The sequence below is a fragment of the Bartonella sp. 220B genome (assembly GCF_026930205.1).
Classification (GTDB): Bacteria; Pseudomonadota; Alphaproteobacteria; order Rhizobiales; family Rhizobiaceae; genus Bartonella.
The window spans coordinates 73,585-96,751 of sequence record NZ_JANHOI010000001.1 but is presented as its reverse complement, the minus strand read 5'-3'; the positions used below and the strand labels follow the sequence as shown (position 1 = coordinate 96,751).

The 23,167-nt window shown below is 39.0% G+C and carries 13 protein-coding genes, 1 tRNA gene and 1 pseudogene; 9 read left to right on the top strand and 6 right to left on the bottom strand.

All coding sequences use genetic code 11. From position 1 onward, the window contains the following. Positions 1 to 261: 261 nt before the first annotated feature. From NPX99_RS00320 to NPX99_RS00300, 5 genes are all read left to right on the top strand, one after another. A complete protein-coding gene (locus NPX99_RS00320) occupies positions 262 to 1,170 on the top strand; it encodes a metal ABC transporter substrate-binding protein (protein WP_269029777.1) in 909 nt (302 codons plus the stop codon). After that, positions 1,167 to 1,997, top strand: a complete 831-nt coding sequence (locus tag NPX99_RS00315) for a manganese/iron ABC transporter ATP-binding protein (protein ID WP_269029776.1) — start codon at positions 1,167 to 1,169, stop codon at positions 1,995 to 1,997. The genes NPX99_RS00320 and NPX99_RS00315 overlap by 4 nt, the downstream gene beginning before the upstream one ends. Next, the gene (locus NPX99_RS00310) at positions 1,994 to 2,860 is read left to right on the top strand and encodes a metal ABC transporter permease (RefSeq protein ID WP_269029775.1); all 867 of its coding nucleotides are present in this window, start codon (positions 1,994 to 1,996) and stop codon (positions 2,858 to 2,860) included. Before NPX99_RS00315 ends, NPX99_RS00310 begins: the two co-directional genes overlap by 4 nt. Further along, entirely contained in the window at positions 2,857 to 3,762 is a 906-nt protein-coding gene (locus NPX99_RS00305) for a metal ABC transporter permease (RefSeq protein ID WP_269029774.1), read from the top strand. The genes NPX99_RS00310 and NPX99_RS00305 overlap by 4 nt, the downstream gene beginning before the upstream one ends. Before the next feature lie 408 nt (positions 3,763 to 4,170). Next, on the top strand, positions 4,171 to 4,557 hold the full coding sequence (locus NPX99_RS00300) for a YbaN family protein (protein WP_269029773.1): 387 nt from the start codon (positions 4,171 to 4,173) through the stop codon (positions 4,555 to 4,557). A 362-nt stretch (positions 4,558 to 4,919) separates the two neighbouring features. On the opposite strand, the gene NPX99_RS00295 is transcribed toward NPX99_RS00300, so the two are convergent. The 6 genes from NPX99_RS00295 to aroA all read right to left on the bottom strand — a co-directional run bounded on the left by NPX99_RS00295 (position 4,920) and on the right by aroA (position 19,644). Beyond that, positions 4,920 to 5,270 carry a hypothetical protein gene (locus tag NPX99_RS00295; RefSeq protein ID WP_269029772.1) on the bottom strand — a complete coding sequence of 117 codons (351 nt, stop codon included), beginning with the start codon at positions 5,268 to 5,270 and terminating at the stop codon, positions 4,920 to 4,922. Between the two features lie 324 nt (positions 5,271 to 5,594). After that, the gene (pncB, locus tag NPX99_RS00290; RefSeq protein WP_269029771.1) at positions 5,595 to 6,899 is read right to left on the bottom strand and encodes a nicotinate phosphoribosyltransferase; all 1,305 of its coding nucleotides are present in this window, start codon (positions 6,897 to 6,899) and stop codon (positions 5,595 to 5,597) included. A gap of 127 nt (positions 6,900 to 7,026) precedes the next feature. Beyond that, a complete protein-coding gene (locus NPX99_RS00285; protein WP_269029770.1) occupies positions 7,027 to 15,603 on the bottom strand; it encodes a GH36-type glycosyl hydrolase domain-containing protein in 8,577 nt (2,858 codons plus the stop codon). A 234-nt stretch (positions 15,604 to 15,837) separates the two neighbouring features. Further along, positions 15,838 to 17,538 (bottom strand): 30S ribosomal protein S1, encoded by a 1,701-nt coding sequence (gene rpsA / locus NPX99_RS00280; protein WP_269029769.1) that lies wholly within the window; start codon positions 17,536 to 17,538, stop codon positions 15,838 to 15,840. Positions 17,539 to 17,671: 133 nt separating this feature from the next. After that, a complete protein-coding gene (gene cmk, locus NPX99_RS00275; protein WP_269029768.1) occupies positions 17,672 to 18,319 on the bottom strand; it encodes a (d)CMP kinase in 648 nt (215 codons plus the stop codon). Continuing rightward, positions 18,316 to 19,644 carry a 3-phosphoshikimate 1-carboxyvinyltransferase gene (gene aroA, locus NPX99_RS00270; RefSeq protein ID WP_269029767.1) on the bottom strand — a complete coding sequence of 443 codons (1,329 nt, stop codon included), beginning with the start codon at positions 19,642 to 19,644 and terminating at the stop codon, positions 18,316 to 18,318. Before aroA ends, cmk begins: the two co-directional genes overlap by 4 nt. A gap of 186 nt (positions 19,645 to 19,830) precedes the next feature. Between aroA and NPX99_RS00265 the strand changes: the two genes are divergently transcribed. From NPX99_RS00265 to NPX99_RS00250, 4 genes and pseudogenes are all read left to right on the top strand, one after another. Beyond that, positions 19,831 to 20,211 (top strand): TIGR02300 family protein, encoded by a 381-nt coding sequence (locus tag NPX99_RS00265; protein WP_269029766.1) that lies wholly within the window; start codon positions 19,831 to 19,833, stop codon positions 20,209 to 20,211. A gap of 135 nt (positions 20,212 to 20,346) precedes the next feature. Beyond that, a tRNA-Ala gene (locus NPX99_RS00260) sits at positions 20,347 to 20,422 on the top strand. A gap of 461 nt (positions 20,423 to 20,883) precedes the next feature. Further along, a complete protein-coding gene (gene ilvD, locus NPX99_RS00255) occupies positions 20,884 to 22,722 on the top strand; it encodes a dihydroxy-acid dehydratase (protein ID WP_269029765.1) in 1,839 nt (612 codons plus the stop codon). Between the two features lie 344 nt (positions 22,723 to 23,066). Beyond that, positions 23,067 to 23,150 (top strand): annotated as a pseudogene (locus tag NPX99_RS00250) (DUF4102 domain-containing protein); the annotation flags it as partial. Between the last annotated feature and the right edge of the window lie 17 nt (positions 23,151 to 23,167).

Sequence of the window (23,167 nt, the reverse complement as noted above, 5' to 3'; positions counted from 1 at the left end):
TTATAAAGAAGGAGCGCTTTTGGGTGCTCCTTTATTTTTTTGGCATTCAAGATTTTTAGAGTCTCTAAAAGACAGGTTGTCTGTATCAAAAGTTTTTTTAATTATCAGCCTTCTTCAAGACAAGAAAGCATGTTTGTAGATATCTTAAAAAGTTATTTTTACAGAATCTTTCATTGCAAATATAAAAAATAACTGTTACTGCTAAATAATAATGCAAATCATTAGCAATAAGAAAACAACAGTAAACGAGAGAGAGGGTCAATGAACGTAAAGGTGTTTTTTACCATAATTTGGGGAAGTGTTATTTTTTTCACACCTCATTTTGCTTTGTGTGCTGGTAAATTTAAAGCTGTTACAACATTTACAATTATTGCTGACATGGCACGAAATGTAGCAGGTGATGCCGCTGACGTTGAATCAATCACCAAACCAGGTGCTGAAATTCACGAATATCAACCGACACCTCGCGATCTTATGCGTGCACAAGGAGCAAATCTTATATTGTGGAATGGGTTAGAGTTGGAACTTTGGTTTGAGAAATTTTTTCAAAATATTAAGGATGTTCCAAGTGTTGTTGTTTCTGAAGGGGTGGTACCAATAAAAATTGGTGAGGGGCCTTTCAGTGGTAAGCCCAATCCTCATGCATGGATGTCACCAACCTCAGCTTTGATTTACGTTGATAATATTCGTGATGCTTTTGTAAAATACGATCCTGAACATGCTGCTATTTATCGAGAAAATGCTGAAATTTATAAACAAAAGATACGCGCAACAATTGATCCAATTAAGGCGGAATTAGAAGCAGTACCACAAGACAAGCGTTGGCTTGTGACCAGTGAGGGGGCATTTAGCTATTTGGCGCGTGATTTTAATCTGAAAGAACTTTATTTGTGGCCCATTAACGCTGACCAGCAAGGAACACCACAGCAGGTCAAGCATGTTATTGATATGGTTCGCAAATACAATATTCATGCAGTTTTTTCTGAAAGCACTATTTCTCCTGCGCCAGCTAAACAGGTTGCGAGAGAAACAGGGGCTAAATATGGCGGTGTTCTTTATGTTGATTCTTTAAGTGAGAAAAACGGTGAAGTACCAACCTATATTGATTTATTGCGTGTCACAAGCGGGCGGATTAGCAAAGCCTTATTAGATGGAGTACAAGGCCAATGACAGGATCTGGAATATTTGCTCAAGGGGTAACAGTAACTTACCGTAATGGGCATACAGCTTTGCGTGAAGTAAATTTTGCGAGTCCAACGGGTTCCATTACGGCATTGGTTGGTGTTAATGGATCAGGTAAGTCAACATTATTTAAAGCTATCATGGGTTTTGTGCGACCATCAAAAGGGAAAATTCGCATGTTTGGTTTGCCTGTTGATATGGCTTTGAAAAAAAATCTTATTGCTTATGTTCCCCAGAGTGAGGATGTTGATTGGAATTTTCCTGTTCTCGTTGAAGATGTTGTTTTGATGGGACGATATGGACACATGAATTTCTTTCGTTATGCACGGGCGCGAGATTATGAAGCTGTTCGTGTTGCATTAGAACGCGTCGATATGTTGGCATTTGCCAAGCGTCAAATTGGCGAACTTTCTGGTGGACAGAAAAAGCGTGTTTTTCTAGCACGCGCTCTTGCACAGCAGGCAAAAGCTATTTTATTGGATGAGCCATTTACAGGGGTTGATGTCACAACAGAAGATAAAATTATTGCTTTGTTACAAGACCTCCGTAAAGAAGGAGCAGTGATATTAGTTTCTACCCATAATTTGGGTTCTGTTCGTGAGTTTTGTGATCATACGGTTTTAATAAAGGGAACGGTTTTGGCTTCAGGGTTAACGGAAACCGTCTTTACAAAAGAAAATCTTGAGAAAACTTTTGGAGGTGCTTTACATCATCATATTTTTGATCTTCAAAGCACAAAAAAAAATGATGTCTTTGCAAGGAGCAAACAACCTCTCTTTCCTGAGAATACTAAAAATATGGGACATGTGGCATGATTTCTTGGTTACTTGAACCACTGAGCTACCAATATATGGTTAATGCGATGTGGGTTTCGGGGTTAGTTGGGTGTGTTTGCGCCTTTCTTTCTGCTTTTCTGATGTTAAAAGGTTGGTCATTGATTGGCGATGCACTTTCCCATTCCATTGTTCCTGGTGTAGCAGGAGCTTATCTTTTAGGGTTACCTTTTTCGCTTGGAGCTTTTTTTTCTGGGGGGCTTGCGGCTGCAGCGATGCTTTTTTTTAATCACCGGACAAAACTGAAAGAAGATACCATTATTGGTCTTATTTTTTCTTCCTTTTTTGCTTTTGGGTTATTTCTCAAATCATTAAAACCAATGGCGGTTAATATTGATACAATTGTTTTGGGAAATATTTTAGCAGTCAGTTCATCAGATATTGTACAATTGGCTTTTATTGGTTTTTTTTCTTTGTTTATATTGCTTTTGAAATGGAAAGATCTCCTGGTTTCTTTATTCGATGAAACGCACGCACGTGCTATTGGATTAAACGTAAAATTTTTAAAGATTCTTTTTTTCACACTTCTTGCCGCTTGTACCGTTGCTGCCATGCAAACAGTTGGAGCATTCTTGGTCATTTGTCTTGTTGTGACGCCTGGGGCAACAGCTTATCTTTTAAGTGATCGTTTTGTGAACGTTTTGATTATTGCAGTTATGATTGGAACATTCACAAGCATATTAGGTGTTTATGTGAGTTATTTTTTGAATGCACAAACAGGTGGTGTTGTTGTTCTGTTCCAAGCATTTCTGTTTATGATGGCTTTTATTTTTGCTCCTAAACATGGGTATATTGCTGCGCGCTTACGTATAAAAGCGGCAAAAAAAGGTGTGATGTTATCATGATTGATCAATTACTACTTCCTTTTCAGTTTTCTTTTATGCTTAAGGGCATGATTATTGTCACGATCCTTTCTATTCCTATGGCGATGCTTTCGTGTTTTCTTATTTTAAAAGGGTGGGCCCTTTTGGGAGATGCAATTTCGCATGCTGTTTTTCCAGGTGTTGTGATTGGTTATATGACAACGCCGTGGGTGATAGCATTTTTGTCTTCTTTACCGTTTGCTTGGTTTCAGCATGTGCGTCCAGAAAATGTTACAATGACTTTAATTACGTGTGGTGCTTTTGTCGCGGGGATGGTTTGCTCTATCCTGACGGGTTTTTTAGGGAGCAATAGCCGTATCAAACAGGACACGGTGATGGGTGTTGTTTTTTCATCGATGTTTGGTTTGGGGCTTGTCTTAGCAACGGCTATTTATAGTAGCTTAGATTTGAATCATATTCTATTTGGTAATCTTTTGGGAGTTAACTGGCTTGATATTACACAGACAGCGATAATTTCTACTATTGTCACCTTTATTTTAGGAGCAAAATGGCGTGATTTTATGCTGTATATTTTTGATTCAGTTCAAGGTCGTGCAACGGGGTTACGGATATCGGTACTCCATTATACTCTTTTAACGATGATTTCTCTCACCATTGTCGCAGCTTTGAAAGCTGTTGGTATTGTTCTCGTTATTTCTTTATTGATAGCACCAGGAGCAATTGCTTATCTTATCACGAAGCGGTTTTCTTTTATGTTGGTGATTGCTATATTTGTTGCAGCTTTTTCTGGTTTTTTAGGAATTTATCTAAGCTTATTTATTGGTTCTGATTCTGCTTCCACAATTGTGTTGATTTTAACACTCATTTTTATCGCTATTTTTATGTCACTTTTCTTTCGTAGAAGTGCCATTCGGGAAATTTAAAGGCGATAAAATATGTGCATAGCAGTCATGCATTTTTGTATGTTGTGTCTCATGCTTGTTTTCACTAGAAGCCGAGGTGCTAGGTCATTTTCCTCCTAATGTCTAGCAGATGAGTGCAGTATATATTCTCCCCCCAAGTACTGCATTTGTAATTAAAAGGCTGCATTGATTTATTCTGCAGCCTTTTTATTTTTAGCTTTTCTAAAAATTTCTTTTGATTTCTTGAAAAATTTGAAATGAACATCATATTGCGTAGGCTGTTTTGTGTTTCAAAGAGGGTATCACAGAAAAGACGCTTACGAATAAAGGTGTATGGCGAATAAAGGCTATAGCCGTTATGCACTAAAGCACGTGAAAAACAAGAAAAGAGATACAAGGGTCTTTCATAGAGGGAAATAGTGCTAAAAGATGAAAAAAAATTTTAAGATATCGCACCCTTTGCGTATTTTCACTTCTATGGTGGGATGGGTTATGATTGTATTAGGTGTTATCGGTATAGTATTACCTATTATGCCAACAGTGCCTTTTTTATTAGTTGCTTCATGGTGTTTTGCTCGTTCATCTCCACGTTTTCATTGTTGGTTGCATAATCACCGTGTTTTCGGTCCACCTATTAAGCAATGGGAAGAAAAGGGAGCTATTTCCAAATTTGTTAAAGTTATTGCAGTGGTAAGTATGGCGGGTGGTTTTTTATCTTTTCTAGTAATAGCACGCCCTGTTTTGTGGCTTGCTTTGTTTGTTGCTGCTGTATTACTGTTTATTGCTGTTTATATTGTGACACGTCCCTCTTCATAATGGAGAAAAAGGCTTTAGAAGCCTATCTTTGACGAGTTTGTGAGAGCCCTTGATCAAGATTTTCCTCAAAATTTAAAAGTAACATCTCTATATCAAGAAGAAGACAATGAGCTTCTTTAGAACAGTTTATAAGAGAGAATAATATGTTCGTGAAGACAATTTTATGAGTAGAGAAAATGCTGAACTGTCATCCTAATGTTCATAAAGCCACTTTAATGAGCAACAACATATTGATTTATAATGATAGTTTACTGTTTTGCATGTTGCTATTACTACACCTATGCGTAACCCCATGAAACTAAGCATCTCGTGCAACACGAGATGCTTTCTTTATCAAGAGCCTCTATTTTTCTTTACTACTTTCAATCAACAGAGCATGAAAAATATAGGTAATCAATATTCCTTAGATGCGCGTTAACCGGGGCACAATTACTCTTGAACCCCAAAGAGCGAAGAATGGGATAAGTGAACACCGTAACTTGAAATTTGTCGTATGTTTTACGAAAGAAGCTTTTCATCTCAGGAACAATAACGTTTGAAAGAAGAGTTTTCTCGTACTCTTGAATATTACTTTTTAGTTTACCTCGCTCTACAAGTTTGTCCACTATCGGCCTCCCACAGCCTTTCCCCATCGGCGCTGCACTAGCCATTATTGGAGATAATACTGAAGAAAAGATAGAAAAAAAAGCCGCAGCTAAAATAATATGTTTCATGAAATAAATTTCCCAATAAAAAATAAATTTACAAATGCGTTTGCTATGAAATTAAGGCAAATACACATTATGGTCACAGCAAATGCACGTTTTGGTTATAATTGTCAATGAATAAATTATAGTTTTTATTGCTCAGATTCAGCCATTAGCTTAAGATGTTAACCTGTACTGCTTAAGAAGAATATTGCTTTCACAAGCAAGAGTGGATGATATTTCTAGAAAGATATATTTTTTTGTTAATCTGAGAGAAATTGCATCCTTTTAATCCATCGGTAATTGATTTTGTAGTTGCTTATCTTTTATTTCATACAAATGGGTTTGTGATTAAGTCTTTACGGGTCTAGCAACACGTTTTTCATTCCCGAAGAAATCGAGATAACGTTGTGTTTCTTGCGGATCACCGATGGTTTTTTCAGGATTATCGGAGAGTTTTACGGCTGGCTGTCCATTGGCATGTGTGACTTTACAAACAAGGGAAAGAGCATCAAAATTGGCAATTTCTTGGGGTGCACATCCTACAAAATCATTCGTAAGGTCTGTTCCCCATCCAAAACTCATACGAACTTTTCCATGGAAATGATGGTAGGTTTTTTCAATTGTATTGACATCAAGTGCATCAGAAAAAATTAATAATTTTTCATGTGGATTTTTCCCTTTTTCTTTCCACCATTGGATAATACGTTCGCCACCTTCAATGGGGGGAGCACTGTCAGGTCTGAAACCTGTCCAATCAGCTACCCAATCTGGTGCATTGCGTAAAAATGCTTCTGTACCAAAGGTATCAGGTAAAACAATGAGAAGATTTCCACCATAATAACGGTTCCAATCTTGGAGAACTTTATAAGGAGCTTGACGCAATTCGTTATCATTATTGGCAAGAGCAGCAATAACCATGGGCAATTCATGTGCATTGGTACCAAGAGCTTCTAAATCTGTATCCATGGCAAGAAGAACATTGGAAGTTCCGGTAAAAGAATCGCCAATTCCTTCCTTTAATGCTTCAACACACCATCGTTGCCATAAGAAAGAATGGCGACGCCTTGTGCCAAAGTCGGATATTTTGATATCAGGCAATTTTTTGAGACGTTCAACTTTACTCCACATTTTTGCTTTAGCACGTGCATAAAGTACATCAAGCGCAAAACGATCTAAGTTTTTCATAGCAGCACGTGAACGCAATTCGCTAATGATAGCAAGGGCAGGAATTTCCCACATAGAACTATAGGCCCAAGGGCCATGAAAATGGAGAATATATTGGCCATCTTTACGGGCTAGTTCATATTCTGGGAGTTGAAAATTTTCAAGCCAATGGAGAAAATCTGGCTCAAAAATTTGTTTACGTCCATAAAATGTATTACCAGCAAGCCAGATCATTTCTTTTTTCGTAAAGCGCAAACTAAGGGTATGATCAAGTTGGGCACGCAATTCGCCCTCATCAATATCATCAGCAAGACGGATTGTTTTGGTACGGTTTATGAGGGAGAAAGTAACATTTACATTGGGATAAAGTCCCCAAATCATCTGCACCATAAGAAGTTTATAAAAATCCGTATCCAGAAGTGAACGAATAATAGGATCAAGTTTCCAAGTATGGTTATAAACACGTCTCGCAATATCTGGGTGATTCATAACCCTTTTTCTTTCAGTTTTGTGAATGCAAAATTACTATGCACCAATGTAATCAATATAGGGACGGCAGAAACTATAACAACTCTAAGATTTTGGGCAAGAATAAAAAAACTTTTATTTTCTGTTATTAAGATTTAATGGTACGTATAATTTCGTGTTTTCCCGTTTTTTGTAACTGTATTCCTGCATGAACTTTGGTATATTTTTTACCATCAACACTAAGTTTATTTTCAGATCCCCATTTCACTTTAATGTTATAAACAGCATCATAAAATTTCATTTTTACTTCATATTCAGGCCAAGAGGAGGGTAAATTTGGTTTTAAGAACAATAAATTGCCTTGACGATTAATGCCAAGAATGGCTTGTGTTGCGGCATGATAAAACCAGCCTGCTGAGCCTGTATACCATGTCCACCCGCCTTGTCCTCGGCGTGGTTCAACGGCGTAAATATCTGCAGCCATAACATAAGGTTCAACACGATAAATAGTAGGATTTTGCCCGTGGGTAATAGGGTTTATCATAGAAAATAAACTATAAGCTTTATCGCTTTCTCCCATTTGCGCAAGCGCCAAAATGCTCCAAATGGCACCATGCGTGTATTGACCGCCATTTTCTCGAATCCCTGGAGGATAACCTTTTATATAACCGGGTTCGAGAGTACTTTTATCAAAAGGTGGCCAGAAAAGACGTATGAGGCCACTTTTTTCATCCCATAGATGTTCAAGCATTGATGCCATTGCTTGTTTTTGGCGCTTAAGTGGTGCCATTTGAGAAATAACAGCCCAAGATTGAGCAATAGTATCAATTTGGCATTCATCATTTATTTGGGAACCAAGAGGAGTTCCATCATCAAAGTAACCACGTCGATACCAAGCACCATCCCAACCGTTTTTTTCTAGAGATTTTTTTAAACGTTCAAGATATGCACCCCATGCCTGTATATGGCTGCTGTCACCACGGTTTTTGGCAATGGTGATGAATGCTTGTAATGTGGTGCCAAGAAACCAACCGAGCCAAGTGCTTTCCCCTTTTCCTTTAATTCCTACCAAATTCATACCATCATTCCAATCACCGCCTAGGATAAGTGGGAGCCCATGTTGTCCACAGCGTTCGATGGCAAGATCTAAAGCGAAAGCACAATGTTCATAAAGCGTTGCGACCTTTGAAGATTGTGTAGGCTGAAAATAAGCATCATGTTGTTCGATATTCAAAGCGGCGCCTTCAATGAAAGCAATGAGGGTATCAAGAAATTCATATTCACCAGTCGTATTGACATAAAGAGCTGTTCCATATGCAAGCCAGACGATATCATCAGAAATGCGTGTACGAACACCAGCATTGGTATCAGGCAACCACCAATGTTGTACGTCCCCTTCGAGAAATTGATGCGCTGCGGCATTTAACAGTTGTTCACGCGCGAGTTGTGGTTTTAATAATAACAAGGACAAGCTGTCTTGCAATTGATCACGGAAGCCAAAAGCACCACTTGCTTGATAAAAAGCTGTACGCGCCATCATACGGCATACATAAATTTGATAAGGAAGCCAGTGATTGACCATAATATCAAAAGAAGGATCAGGTGTTTTCACTTGGAAAGCAGAAACAAAATCACTCCATTGTTGTTTTTGCTGTGTTAAGAGGGTTGCAAAATCACTTGTACGCACGTGGTCTAATAATTTTTCAGCTTCTTGCCTGTTTTCTGCACTGCCAAGATAAAAGATTATTTCTTTTGTTTCTCCTGGTAAAAGATCAATATCATAAGCGAATGCCGAGCAAGGATCACTTCCTGCTTCAACCCTATTTGAAAGGGCACCAGCTTTTCGGATAGCATGTGGATGTATAACAGTTCCTGTGGAACCAATAAATTCACTCCGATTGGTGGTGGTGCTGGTTGGCATTTGCGATGCTGATAAAAATGTCACTTGTTGAGATTTTTCGATGTGATAAGGATTTTGAATAAAATGTGCACCACGTTGGGCATCATAAGAAGGAAAGATAAAAGGTGCATATTTTGTGCGGATATTACCTAAAACCCATTCAACATAATTATAGAGGCGTAAACTGCGCAACTTTTTCCCTTCATTTTTCAGAATGAGACGTGAAAAGCGAACAGGTTTTTCTTGATCGAGAGTATGAGTAAGCTCTAATACAATTTCTGAATGTGTAGATTTAAATGTTGAGAATCCAAAACCATGACAGGCTTCATAAACAACATTTTTATCACATTCAACGGCAGAAACGGGTGAGAAACGTTTTAAAGTTAGGCGATCTACCAGATAAAGGGCTTCTCCTGGACGGTTAGAAACAGGATCATTTGCCCAAGGCGTTAATTGGTAATCACGACTATTGTTAGCCCAGGTAAAGAGTGCACCTTCAGCAGAGACATGAAATCCAAAGCCGTGGTTAGCAATGACATTAATCCACGGGTGTGGTGTCGTTGTGTGTCCATGAAGACGGATAACATAATGATTGTCATGATTAAAGCCACCGTAACCATTCCAATATTTTAGATCTTTGCCATTTATAGCAAGAGGTGAGGCTTTTTGTTGGCCAATAAGACCAATCGAAGTAAAGAGATTGGGTTTAGTTGGTGTCGCTATTTGCTTTTTTTTATCATATTTGCTGTCATTGAATTTACTATCAAATTCTTGATTACTGTTACGTGTTGCTAGATCAGAGTCAATATTTTCCATACGTTTAAGCTGTTCAGACAAAGATCCATTTTGCGCATGAAGGATGATACGGGCTGATGCAAGAAGTGTTTTGAAACTTTGTTCATTCATTTGATCACGCCGAAGAGTAAAAATATGTTGGCGTTCATCCATGTTATGCGTGTGATGGCGGTAGGATTCGCATACCCATTCAATAGCGCGTTGCGTATCTTGTATATAGGAAAAGGCTTGCTCATTTAAAATAACAAGGTCAACAATGAGACCACGTATACGCCAATATTCATGTGCTTTAAGGAGTTCGCGAAGGACAGTTATATCCATTTCATTATCTAATCTTAAAAGGCAGATAGGGATATCTCCTGAAATGGACATTGGCCAAAGATCAGATTGTTTTCCAAGAGTTTTTGCTAGTATTTCAGGGGGAAAGCGCCATGTATGATCTGGATAAATAAGCGGTGTTGCATATTTTTGATAAGTAAGAGCTTCTTTAAGGTTTATATCACGTTGATAGAGCGAGACCTGTGAACGTGTCCATGCCATTGAAAATTCTTGTTGGAATATATTGGGCTGTCGATAATGTTTAATATGATTGTGCAAAGTTTCTTTTTCATGAGCAGCAAAAGTCCAAAAAATGAGTTCGACTTTTTCATGTGCCGGAATTTTTACACGGCAGCGAAGTGAGATGATTGGATCAAGTACGCAGCCTTGACTGTTGCTAAAACGAGCATTTTGATCAAATGCAGCAGGTCGATGAATGGATCTACCTCGACCAATAAACAGAGAACGGTCTGTTTCAGCTTCTGTTTCTTGGATACTATTCATAATATCACTCACAAAATGGGCAATATGGATTTCAGGATCACTAGGAGAGCGTTTGCGTCTTTTGGCAAAAATTGTTCTTCTGTCTTCAGCGATTTCTGTTTCTATAAACATATGTGAAAAAACAGGATGGGCGCAGTCTGTGTCGATAGTTGCGAGCGCTAATTCACCATAGGAGGTAACTTCAATGAAGCGGTCTTTGTTGGTCATATTTATAAGTTGGAGACGCCGTCCTTCACCATTGCTTTCAGATGTAACGAGACATTCGAGTGTTGATTTTATGCCATCAACCATTTTCATATAGTCAGCTTTTTCATCGGTGAAAATGCTAATTGCTTCTTCTTCAGCAACGCGTGTTGGCTCACCTGTAACAGACCACCAACGTCCACTATGCATATCACGTAGAAAAAATAAAAGTCCCTGTTGATCTTCTGTAGCATCAGGAATAAAGCGCGTAATCGTATAATCATGCCAACGGCTGTAGCCTGAACCATTGGCTGTCAACATTGTAGAATAAACGCCATTAGATAAAAGTAAAGTTGCACGTGGTTTAAGAAGTGGGTTCGTAATGATACGGGTAGAGGTATTATCAAATTCCTGGGCGTTATTGCGAGTGGGATTGGCAACTTTTGTGTGAATAATGGGAATTTGATGTGGCGCTCTTTCATGTAATAACAATTGTGTTGCTTCAATGACTGTGTCATGATGAAAACGATTACGCATACGTCCTTCGAAAATGACATTGTTGATAGCAAGAATTGACATACCATGATGATGTGCATAATAGTTACGTACAATGGCGTATTTTTCTCCCTTTTGAACACGTGAAGGCGTAAAATCGACAGAATCGTAATAACCATATGCTCCTAAAGCGCCAAGATTACGAAGTTGTTTTAAATTTTTTACGGCATGGGTTGGCATATATTGTGCTGCTAAAAGGCTTGCATAAGGAGCAATAACTGCGTTACGTGATAAACCACGTTTGAGTCCAAGGGTTGGGTCCCCAAAGCTAGCATATTGATAATTCATTAAATGATCGCGTGCATTAAATGCGGCTTCTGAAATGCCCCATGGCAATTTTTTTGCATGACCATATTGTATTTGATGACGAACAATTAATCTATTTGTTTGATTGAGGATTGAACCTTTAGGTTCATGCATAATAAGAGATGGCATTAGATATTCGAACATGGAGCCAGACCACGATAATAACGCACCTTTCCCACCAATTGGGATGAGCAATCGACCAAGATGAAACCAATGTTTGTATTTTATATCGCCTTTTGCGATAGCAAAAAAGCTCGAGAGGCGTGCTTCTGAAGCCAAAAGGTCATAACAGCCTTCATCAAGTTTGTTTTCCTGAACACGATAACCAATGGACAAGAGTTGCCGTTCAGGCTGTTCTAGAAAATCAAATTCCATATTAAAGGCTATTTGTCGTGCTTTTGTAGCTAAAGTATCTAATTTTTGACGTATTTTTTTGGTATCATGAATCCGGTTGTTATCATGATGATGTGCTTGGCATGTTTCTACGAGGCGTTGAGCCCAACATTGTGCGCGGGCAGATTCTACAGTTTGCGTTTTTTGATGAAATTCCTCTATTAAGTGTTCAATATTGCGGGCGTTAAGTAAAAGGTTTGTGATAGAGAAAGAGGCTGTCTCTGATGTTTCTATAAAAGCGCACATGGAGCGATGAAAGTTAGAGATATGCTCTTCGATTCGCTGGCGTAAGGAATATGCGTTGGATTGATTATTAGGAATTTCTTTTACAGTTTCTTCGAGAATAGCATAGACATCCCAGAGGCCCATTCGATCACTTTGGAAAAAGACATAAGGTTTTTCAGCCCATTCTCTTAAGGCTGAAGAGAGTGTCACCAAATGACCGGCGAGATTTCCTGAATCAACTGTTGATATATAAGTTGGCAAGAGAGGGGTGAGTGTATCCGTTGCGTACCAATTGTAGAGGTGTCCACGGAATTTTTCCATTTTTGCAAGAGAGTTTAATGTATATTCAACACGGGTAAGAGTTTCTTCAAAGCTAATCCAGCCAAAATCACGTGCAGCAATAGTGGAAAGAAGATAAACTCCAATATTCGTAGGAGATGTACGATGCGCAATAAGAGGTTCAGGATCTTCTTGAAAATTATCAGGTGGTAAGTAATTGCTTTGTGCATTGACGAAGGTTGCATAATAAAGCCATGTCCGTCGTGCAATAGATCGTAGTGTTTTTTTGTCTTCGGAAGAGATATCAAGGGTGTTTTGAAATTCTGAAGGTTGGCTAACAAACCACGCAATTAAGGGTGAAAAGAACCATGCAAGTCCAAAAGGCAAAGCAATAAAGCTTGAGGAACTCTTAAAAAAGAAAGGTAATGTTATGGCAAGAATACCAATAAGCGATGCAGTCCACATTGTAAGGATATAAAAGCCTAAACTGTTGGGCATTGTCTTTGTTGCAGCAGAAGTTTTCCATTCAAGAAGATGTTTTTTTGAAATTGTCATGCGATAGAGTGCGCGGATGATGGCATCAGTCATAAAATAAGCTGAATGGGCAAGAAATATAAGTTTAAGAAAGATATTTGCACCCGTAAGGACAATCTTGTTCAAAATTAATTGAAAATACCCTTGCAGAGAATAATCAATAGTGGATGGAACAAGAGTTTGTAATACGCCTAAAATTGGTGAGACGAAGAGACTAAACAGCAGGAATATTTGCCAGATGATTGCACTCTTTAATGGTAAAAAAGACCACCCTGCGAAGGCAGCGATTATCCACATAAGTGGTGTGAGAGAACGACGCAGATTATCTTGCATTTTCCAACGTGTTGTGGAACTGATTTTCTTGGGGGAAAACAGATAAGGCAACAGTTGCCAATCACCGCGAGTCCAACGATGATGACGCATAACATCAATATTGTAGGTTGTTGGATAATCCTCGATCATTTCTACATTACTGACCAATGCAGTGCGTGCATATCCTCCTTCTAAGAGATCGTGACTAAGAACGGTATTTTCTTTAATCTTTCCTTCAAGGGACTGTTGAAATGCATCAAGATTATAAAGGCCTTTACCAATGAAAGTTCCTTCTCCCAAAAGATCTTGATAAGTATCAGAAACGGCAAAGACATAAGGGTCAAGGCCACGGTTCGTAGAAAAAATACGTTGCAGAATTGATGTTTCTTTTCCTGTTGTAAGGGAAGGTGTCATACGAGGTTGTAAAATGCTATAACCTTTTACAATTTTTTTATTTTGTGTATTAAAGATCGGTTGGTTGAGCGGATGGTTAAGTTTTCCAACAAGTTTTGTCACACTTTCATGGGTAAGACGTGTGTCTGAATCGAGCGTCATAACAAAACGGCAATTCATGGGAAGAAGTGGATTGGGAGGGTAAAAGCTTGTATTTTTATCGCCTCTTAATAACAGATTAAGTTCATAAAGTTTTCCTCGCTTTCGCTCCCATCCCATCCAGCATTTTTCACTGGTATTATAAAGACGCCGACGGTGTAAAAGAAAAAAAATGGGGATATCATCACGATGATAACAACGATTGAGTTGATCAATTTTTTTTTGTGCATAATGCAGAAGATCAAGATCATCTTGCGTTTGTTCGAAAGGAGCATCACTCCAATCCGTTACGAGCGCAAAATGAATGGCACCTTTCGGATTAGAAAGATAGTGTACTTCAAGATTACGCACTTGCTCATCAATATACTCATGGGATGAAATAAGAGTAGGCACGACAACCATTGTGCGTGCATTTTTAGGAATCCCCTCTTTATATTCATAACCAATGAGTTGTTTTGATGGAATAATCCATGAAACAACAGTGTTGAAGAAGGCAAAGGCCGCATCCATAGCAGGAAAAAGCGCTAATGCGGTAAAGAAAATAGTCATCCATGGAGCTATGCTAGATGTCGATAATAGAAAATAAGTTGTAAGCAAAAAAGCAAAGGTTAAAAAAGAAACAGGAATTGCAATAGTTTTTATTCGTAAAGAAGAGAAAGCTCGTGCCCATTTTATGAAAAGAGGAGGCGTGTATCTACAAGCTTTTTCAAAAGCGTAACGCCCATCATCAACGAGATACCAGCCAACAGAGGAATGACTACGATGAGAAGATTCTTTAGAGGAAGAGTGTGCCATTTCTACAGCTTTACGTGCAACTTCTAGTTCACTAAGAGGTGAAAGATGTGCAATTTTTTCGATGACTTGTCGATAGAGATTGCGTGAACGAGAATCAATTTCGGAAAAATCACTATTTTCACGCAAAATGGAGTCCACAGAACTGATAGTTTCAAACCATACTGTCCAATCAACATCATCAATGGCTTTAAGGGCACGGATAATATTGCCCATAGTTACACCATTTGCTGCTTGGCGGGTATGTTCATCCGCTGTCACAATTTCTAAATTACTACCTCGGCTTTGTAATTGCTTTTCAAGCCAAGTTAATGCGGTTGTTGTATCTACAGATGCACTACGGAGACGGTAGAATAAATGCGTTGAAAAGGTTGGATCAGCAGTGAACGATTCATAGCGCGTAAAAAGAGTGTGTAATTTTGTTTCATTGTCTGCAAGAGAAATTTTATCAGCGACTTTATGCGCAAGATGGCGCATAGACCGTGTTTTTTCAATATGCTGTGAAAGACGACACACATTTTCAATTAACAACATTTGCATGACAGAAGGAAGTGCCCATAATTCACCAATTTTAAGGGTACAAATTTCTTGAAATCCTTTGATCATGGCCGTGAGTGTTTTTTGTGAAAATCCACTATCTGTATGAGCAATATAAAGCCAAGTTAAAGCAAAGATACGTGGTATGCCTGTATTTTGTTTATAAACGGGAAGTTGCTTGATGAAGGACTTGGATAAATTACGACGCAGTTGTTGTATCGTTTTGTCAATAGTATAATGATTATCAATGAGCCATTGCGCAGCTGGAGAAATGGTTTCATCATTCCAAGCAGCAATATCGCTGGTCTGAAAGGCATGGAGAATAAGTTTGGCATTTTCATTTAACCTTCTATGAAAATTATTTTCTCCTTTATATTCAGGAAGTAAGATTTCTTTTTGAGAGGCAATATCATGGCCTAATTTATACAATTCATCCTGTGATTTATAAGTTGAACGAAGGGGAAAATTGGTTTGAGTGAGAAAATGGGTTTCAGTTTGTTGAGAACAAAACCACTTCATGAAAGAGATTGTAAGTGCCATAATTTTCTATTGCTATTCAATTACATGGTTTCTTTATGTTTAAGAGGCTGTAAGCACTTTATCTTAATAATGAGCAGTTCATAGAAAAAACAAATTTTTTATTTTTCTTTAAGAGTCTTTACAATTTTTGAAGAGATTATTGCAGAAATCAGCAGACAACTTCTTTAAAAAATAAAAAAGGCCGCTAGAAAGAAAAGCGACCTTAATTTTAATCATTGTGTTAACAATTGAACATTAATCTTGTTCTTGTTTTTTCAAAGCTGCGCCGAGAATATCGCCAAGAGAAGCGCCTGAGTCTGTAGAACCATATTGTGCAACAGCTTCTTTTTCCTCAGCAATTTCTAAAGCTTTGATAGACACTGAAAGTTTACGTGTTTTTTTATCAAATGCAGTGATGCGCGCATCAATTCTTTGACCAATTGAAAAACGTTCAGGGCGCTGTTCATCACGATCACGAGCTAAGTCAGCGCGACGAATGGTTGTTTCAAGATTGTGGTCAATCAATTTCACACCAATGTCATTGTCATTAACCGCAGTCACTTCACATGTTACGACAACACCTTTGCGAAGTTCTCCAGCAGCAGCAGCTTCTCCAACTTTATCATTGGAAAGTTGTTTAATTCCAAGAGAAATACGTTCTTTTTCAACGTCAACGTCCAGGACGACAGCTTTAACGATATCACCTTTATTGTAATTATCAATGACTTGCTCACCAGGGCGATTCCAATCAAGATCGGAAAGATGAACCATGCCGTCAACATCACCTTCAAGCCCAATGAAGAGACCAAACTCTGTTTTGTTTTTGACCTCTCCTTCAATTTGTGAATTAACAGGAAATTTGTTGGCAAAAGCAATCCATGGATTTTCAAATGTTTGTTTTAAGCCAAGAGAAATACGTCGTTTAGAAGGATCAATTTCCAGAACCACCACTTCCACTTCTTGCGATGTGGAAAGAAGTTTTCCTGGATGAACATTTTTCTTTGTCCAACTCATTTCGGAAACGTGGATCAATCCTTCGATTCCGGGCTCTATTTCAACAAAACCACCGTAATCAGTGATGTTGGTAACAGCACCAGTAATTTTTTTACCAACAGGATATCGAGCGCTGATGGTTTCCCAAGGATCACTTTCAAGCTGTTTCATACCAAGAGAGATACGGTGTGTATCTTGATTGATACGAATGATTTGCACTTTAATAGTTTGTCCAATTGTGAGCACCTCAGATGGGTGGTTAACACGGCGCCAAGCCATATCTGTAACATGCAAGAGGCCATCAATTCCACCAAGATCGACAAAGGCACCATAATCAGTGATATTTTTAACAACACCTTCAACGATTTGGTTTTCTTCAAGATTTTGTACGATTTCTGAACGCTGCTCGGCACGACTTTCCTCTAAGACAGTACGACGTGAAACAACAATATTGCCACGACGACGATCCATTTTTAAAATTTCAAAGGATTGCGAATTGTGCATGAAAGGTGAAACATCGCGAATGGGTCGAATATCGACTTGGCTGCGAGGCAAGAAAGCAACAGCACCATCGAGATCGACTGTAAATCCTCCTTTAACTTGGCTAAAGATAACGCCATCAACGCGTGCTCCAGCATTGAATTTTTCTTCTAAACGAATCCAGCTTTCTTCGCGCCGTGCTTTTTCACGCGATAGAACAGCTTCACCCATGGCATTTTCAATGCGCTCAATGTAAACTTCAACTTCATCGCCAACTTTTAAGGAACCATCTTTTCCTTTAGCTCCAAATTCTTTGAGTGGAATACGTCCTTCGACTTTAAGTCCAGCATCAATAATGGCTATATCTTTTTCGATTGCGATGACATGACCTTTAACAACGGATCCTTCATTAAGATCATTGGTTTGAAAAGATTCTGTTAAAAGAGCTTCAAAATCCGCTGTTGTGGGATTGTATTGTGACATAAGAACTCCTGATACATACCTTAATTGTAATAAGGCATAAGCGCTAGGTTGGTGTTAACACTGGGTAACTTCATGCCTTTTTTCTTAAATAGGAAGAAAAATTAGCGCTAGGCCGAAAATCACCTTAACGATTTCATTCAATTATATGCACTTTTATGATTGGATCAATAAAAGTGCATGCAACTGCAAATGTTGCTTCTATACTCAATTCTGATGTATCAAGCAAGTGGGCGTTTTTCGCTGGCTTTAAAGGACTTTGTTTACGTGTTGTATCGCGACTGTCACGTTGTTCAAGTTGAGCTAAGATTTCATGGTAATCTGCTTGTATGCCTTTTTTTAAAATCTCCTGATAGCGACGTTTTGCGCGTGTTTGAACATTGGCTATAACATAAAATTTAATATCAGCATCGGGGCAGACAACAGTGCCAATATCACGTCCATCAAGCACACTACCGGGTAAAATTTTAGCAAAGTCACGTTGTTTGGCGACAAGAATTTCGCGTATAGCAGGGTTGAGTGCTATTTGTGAAGCGGCTTCACCAAGTTCATGAGAAGAGAGAAGAGCTGGATTTAAAGTATGAAAATCAAGCTCTATGGCACAAGCAAGAGCACTTTTTTCATCATCGAGAGCTAAGTTTTGTTGTAGAAGTGCATGAGCAACACCGCGATAAGTAAGACCAGTGTCGAGATGTTGCAGATGATAATGAGTAGCAATTTTTCGTGCTAATGTCCCTTTTCCTGAGGCTGCGGGTCCATCAATTGCAATAACAAAAGGTTTCAAGAGATTTTTCCCCCAAGTTGTGTTATGAAAGGGATAAATTCTGGGAAGCTCGTAGCGATCATTCTTTTATCATCAATAGTAACAGGCTTTTCTGATGCAAGCCCGAAGATAAGAAAACACATGGCAATTCGATGATCAAGATATGTGGTAACATTTCCCCCCCCTAATCCTTTTTGGGAACCTTTTCCATGAACGATGAGGAAATCTTGACCTTCATCACACTCGACATGATTCATTTTTAATCCTTGAGCAAGTGCAGAGAGTCGATCTGATTCTTTAACACGCAATTCTTCAATTCCGAGCATAACGGTTTTGCCTTCAGCAAAGGCTGCCGCTACGGCTAAGGCGGGGTATTCATCAATCATTGATGGAGCACGTTCTTTGGGGGTCGTTACACCTTTTAGCGTTGAGGATTTAACCCGCAGATCGGCAACATCTTCTCCACCTGTTTGGCGTTGGTTTAAAAACTCAATTTGCGCACCCATTTCCCATAATGTTTCGATAAGTCCTATTCGAGAAGGATTGATAAGAACATTTTCAATGGTGATATCAGAATCTTCTACAAGAAGGGCGGCGATAAGCGGAAAAGCAGCAGAAGAAGGGTCTCCTGGGATATCAATAGTTTGTCCGCTAAGGTGTGTTTGTCCATTGAGATGAATAAAACGCGTGCCTTGAGCATCTGTTTCTATCTCAAGTTCAGCACCAAATGCTTTTAACATTTTTTCGGTATGGTCACGTGTGGGAATGGGTTCAATAACAGTTGTGGTACCAGCAGTATTAAGCCCAGCAAGAAGGACGGCTGATTTAACTTGGGCAGAAGCCATTGGCATACGGTAGCGAATCGGGTTAGCTGTTTTAGGGCCATAAAGCGTTAAAGGCAGATGGTTGCCTTGAGTTGCTTCAATTTCCACACCCATTAAACGGAGGGGATCGAGAATACGGCCCATTGGGCGTTTGGAAAGAGAGGCATCCCCGGTAAAAGTTGTTTTCATATGATAAGGACCAACTAATCCCATAACAAGGCGAACACCTGTTCCAGAATTTCCGAAATCTAAAGGGTTCTCTGCGGTCAAAAGGCAGCCATTTCCAGTTCCTCGTATGACCCAGAGATCATTTTTCTTTTGAATATAAGCACCCAGAGCTTGCATAGCAGCGGCTGTATTGAGAACATCTTCGCTTTCAAGCAGTCCGTAGATATGTGTTTCACCACTTGCTATCCCTCCCAATATAAGAGATCTATGGGAGATCGATTTATCTCCTGGTATTTTAATTTTTCCAGAAAGACTGGTAGATTTATAGGCGGTTATAGGGATTGCTTTTTGCATAGAAGTTCTATCTATTCTTAACTGAATTTTATTAAAGAAGCACTTTTTAGCACATGCTTTGACAAGCGTCATGAGAAAATCTATGTGGAACGAGGGATTTATCTTTGACAAAGGCATTATTTTTCGATTAAGGACCGTAAAATTTATCTTTTAACGCAATTGTAGTTAATCAAAGAGGGATGGTTCATGGCAAAACAAGAACTTGGAACGAAGCGTATTGATCCAGAAACAGGAAAAAAGTTTTATGATCTTAATCGCGACCCTATTGTATCACCTTATACGGGAATTTCTTACCCGCGCTCTTATTTTGAAGTTGCAGCAGCTGAAGCAAGTAATGAAGAAGAAGTCGATGCGGAAGAACTTGATACAGCACTTGAAAAGTCTGCTTTTATGCTTCTTGAAGAGGATGATGACGATTCTAAAGATGATGATCTTCCTGATTTGGAAGATAGTGATGTGGATCTTGGTGATGACGATGACACGTTTTTGTCTCACGATGAAGACGATGACGATGATGACGTTACTGGTATTATCGGAGGTGGTGTTTCTAACGATGACGATCTTTAAGAGACGATTTTTAAGAGAAGAAAGAAGGTCTCCTTTTTATTGCATGCAAATTCTTCTTGATCTTCGCTTTCTCTCGTTTTAGAAACCCTCTTGAGATTGTTTACCGTTCTTTGGGAAAAGAATCCACCTTTATGTGGGGCTATAGCTCAGCTGGGAGAGCGCTTGCATGGCATGCAAGAGGTCAGCGGTTCGATCCCGCTTAGCTCCACCAAAAAGGTACAGATTTTTACTAATAAGGCATCATCATATAACAGAAATTTATGCATTTTAAGGGATGCAGGTGTGGTTGGTGTTGCTCTTGCCTTGTAATTTTTTAATGGTTCTTAAACAATATTTATTTGCGGTTTTTGACCATGCTTTTTTATTATTTATAGAGCTTTACTGTCATAAAAGCGAAAAAATAAGTGCGTGATATTCATCAGATGCATATGAAAAGGCGCGTTTTTATGTCGATAAACATCATATGTAAAAAAGAGCAGCGGTAAAAACGATAAAAAGAAGCTTTATGAGAGTATGAAAAATACTGTCGCACGAGGTTTATGGTTAACTTCGCATTTTGTGATTTAAATGTCTCAAAAGAGGTATTTTTTTCTTTTTTATGCATGCGCTCTTGTTTTTAAGGTTAGCTTACAGCACAACAGAAAAAATGGAATTATTTGAGGGGAAAAAATAATGCCTTCTTACCGTTCAAGAATATCAACCCACGGACGCAATATGGCAGGAGCCCGTGGTCTTTGGCGTGCAACAGGGATGAAAGATAGTGATTTTGGTAAACCCATTATTGCTATTGCGAATTCTTTTACACAATTTGTACCAGGGCATGTCCATTTAAAAGATCTTGGGCAGCTGGTGGCAGACCAAATAGCTGTTGCTGGTGGTGTTGCGAAAGAGTTTAACACAATCGCTGTAGATGATGGAATTGCTATGGGGCACGATGGGATGCTTTATTCTTTGCCTTCGCGTGAAATCATTGCGGACTCTGTTGAATATATGGTCAATGCACATTGTGCTGATGCACTTGTCTGTATTTCCAATTGTGACAAAATTACACCTGGTATGTTAATGGCTTCTTTGCGGTTGAATATTCCAACAATTTTTGTTTCAGGTGGTCCTATGGAAGCCGGTAAGATTAAATGGAAAGGTCAAGATCTTACTGTTGACTTAGTTGACGCAATGATTGCTGCGGCTTCAGAGTATAATTCAGAAGAAGAAGTTGCGGAGATAGAACGGGCTGCTTGTCCTACATGTGGTTCTTGTTCAGGGATGTTTACAGCAAATTCTATGAATTGTTTGACCGAAGCATTAGGGCTTTCTCTTCCTGGAAACGGGTCAGTGTTAGCGACTCATTCAGATAGACGAATGCTTTTTGAAGAAGCTGGAAGGCAGATTGTTGCGCTGGTCAAGCGTTACTATGAAAAGAATGATGAAACAGTTTTGCCGCGTTCTATTGCTTCACGCAAGGCTTTTGAAAATGCAATGACCGTAGATATTTCCATGGGGGGATCAACCAATACTGTCTTGCATCTTTTGGCTGCAGCACAAGAGGGTGAGATCAATTTTACCATGACAGATATTGATCGCCTTTCACGTCGTGTGCCTGTTTTATGTAAGGTTGCCCCTGCTGTTGCTAATGTGCATATGGAGGATGTTCATCGTGCTGGTGGTATTATGGGGCTTTTAGGAGAACTGGATGCAGCAGGTCTCATTGACACATCTGCCTATACGGTTCATGCGAAAACGATGAAAGAAGCTCTTGAGCACTGGGATGTGAAACAAGCACATGAAACAGCGATTCATGAATTTTATCGTGCAGCACCAGGTGGGTTTCCAACACAAACAGCTTTTAGTCAAGTTCGTCGCTATGATACCCTTGATCTTGATCGTAAAAATGGTGTGATTCGGGACAGAGAACATGCCTATTCGCAAGATGGAGGATTGGCAGTTCTTTATGGAAATCTTGCAGAAGATGGCTGTATTGTAAAAACAGCAGGTGTTGATCAGTCGATTTTAACTTTTAAAGGTCCAGCAAGGATTTTTGAGAGCCAAGATTCGGCTGTTGCGGCAATCTTGAACGACAAAATTCAATCAGGTGATATTGTTTTAATCCGTTATGAAGGTCCTCGTGGTGGACCGGGGATGCAAGAAATGCTCTATCCAACGAGCTATCTCAAATCCAAAGGATTAGGCAAAGTCTGTGCGCTTATAACAGATGGCCGTTTTTCAGGGGGAAGTTCAGGGCTTTCTATTGGGCATATTTCACCAGAAGCAGCTGAAGGAGGAGCAATTGCTTTGGTGGAAGAGGGTGATATTATAGAAATAGATATTCCTAATCGTACCATTCATATGTTGGTTGATGATGCTGAGATGGTGTGTCGTCGTGCAAAAATGGAAGCAAAAGGAAAGACGGCCTGGCAACCCACAGAGGTGCGTAAACGTAAGGTATCAAAGGCTTTAAAAGCATATGCAGCAATGACGACTTCTGCTTCTAAAGGAGCGGTTCGTAACATTTAACTATAGTAAAAAAATTATTTTATGAATGAGCGTTTTTTAGAAATTCGAGCATCTCTTGCGCAATATTGCAAGTGATTCGTTTGAATGAACTTGACGGAGTATTTCAAGCTATTGTGAATATGATTTACAAATTGCCGTGGATTTTTTATATGAGAGGCTGAATCTTATAACAACACATTGATTTATAATGATAATTTATTTTTTGCATGTTGAATGATATCCCCGAAAATTATAAGATTTCTTTCGTCTCAAACCCTCTTATATTCAATCAATTAAAATTACTTTCTTGCATATCATAAGTGTGGTTGATGTATGGGCAAAAATCCGTTTAAAAAGGGGTAAAAATGCCTGTTATGAATCGTCTTAATGCAAGGGGTGTCGGAATATTGGGGGGCAGTAAATACAATGATGGCGCTGGCTTGTTACTCTTACACGCTAGCTTTTC

Coding starts and splice junctions, on each gene's coding strand:
- NPX99_RS00320 (WP_269029777.1), top strand. CDS start 262: ATGAACGTAAAGGTGTTTTTTACCATAATTTGGGGAAGTGTTATTTTT.
- NPX99_RS00315 (WP_269029776.1), top strand. CDS start 1,167: ATGACAGGATCTGGAATATTTGCTCAAGGGGTAACAGTAACTTACCGT.
- NPX99_RS00310 (WP_269029775.1), top strand. CDS start 1,994: ATGATTTCTTGGTTACTTGAACCACTGAGCTACCAATATATGGTTAAT.
- NPX99_RS00305 (WP_269029774.1), top strand. CDS start 2,857: ATGATTGATCAATTACTACTTCCTTTTCAGTTTTCTTTTATGCTTAAG.
- NPX99_RS00300 (WP_269029773.1), top strand. CDS start 4,171: ATGAAAAAAAATTTTAAGATATCGCACCCTTTGCGTATTTTCACTTCT.
- NPX99_RS00295 (WP_269029772.1), bottom strand. CDS start 5,270: ATGAAACATATTATTTTAGCTGCGGCTTTTTTTTCTATCTTTTCTTCA.
- pncB (WP_269029771.1), bottom strand. CDS start 6,899: ATGAATCACCCAGATATTGCGAGACGTGTTTATAACCATACTTGGAAA.
- NPX99_RS00285 (WP_269029770.1), bottom strand. CDS start 15,603: ATGGCACTTACAATCTCTTTCATGAAGTGGTTTTGTTCTCAACAAACT.
- rpsA (WP_269029769.1), bottom strand. CDS start 17,538: ATGTCACAATACAATCCCACAACAGCGGATTTTGAAGCTCTTTTAACA.
- aroA (WP_269029767.1), bottom strand. CDS start 19,644: ATGCAAAAAGCAATCCCTATAACCGCCTATAAATCTACCAGTCTTTCT.
- NPX99_RS00265 (WP_269029766.1), top strand. CDS start 19,831: ATGGCAAAACAAGAACTTGGAACGAAGCGTATTGATCCAGAAACAGGA.
- ilvD (WP_269029765.1), top strand. CDS start 20,884: ATGCCTTCTTACCGTTCAAGAATATCAACCCACGGACGCAATATGGCA.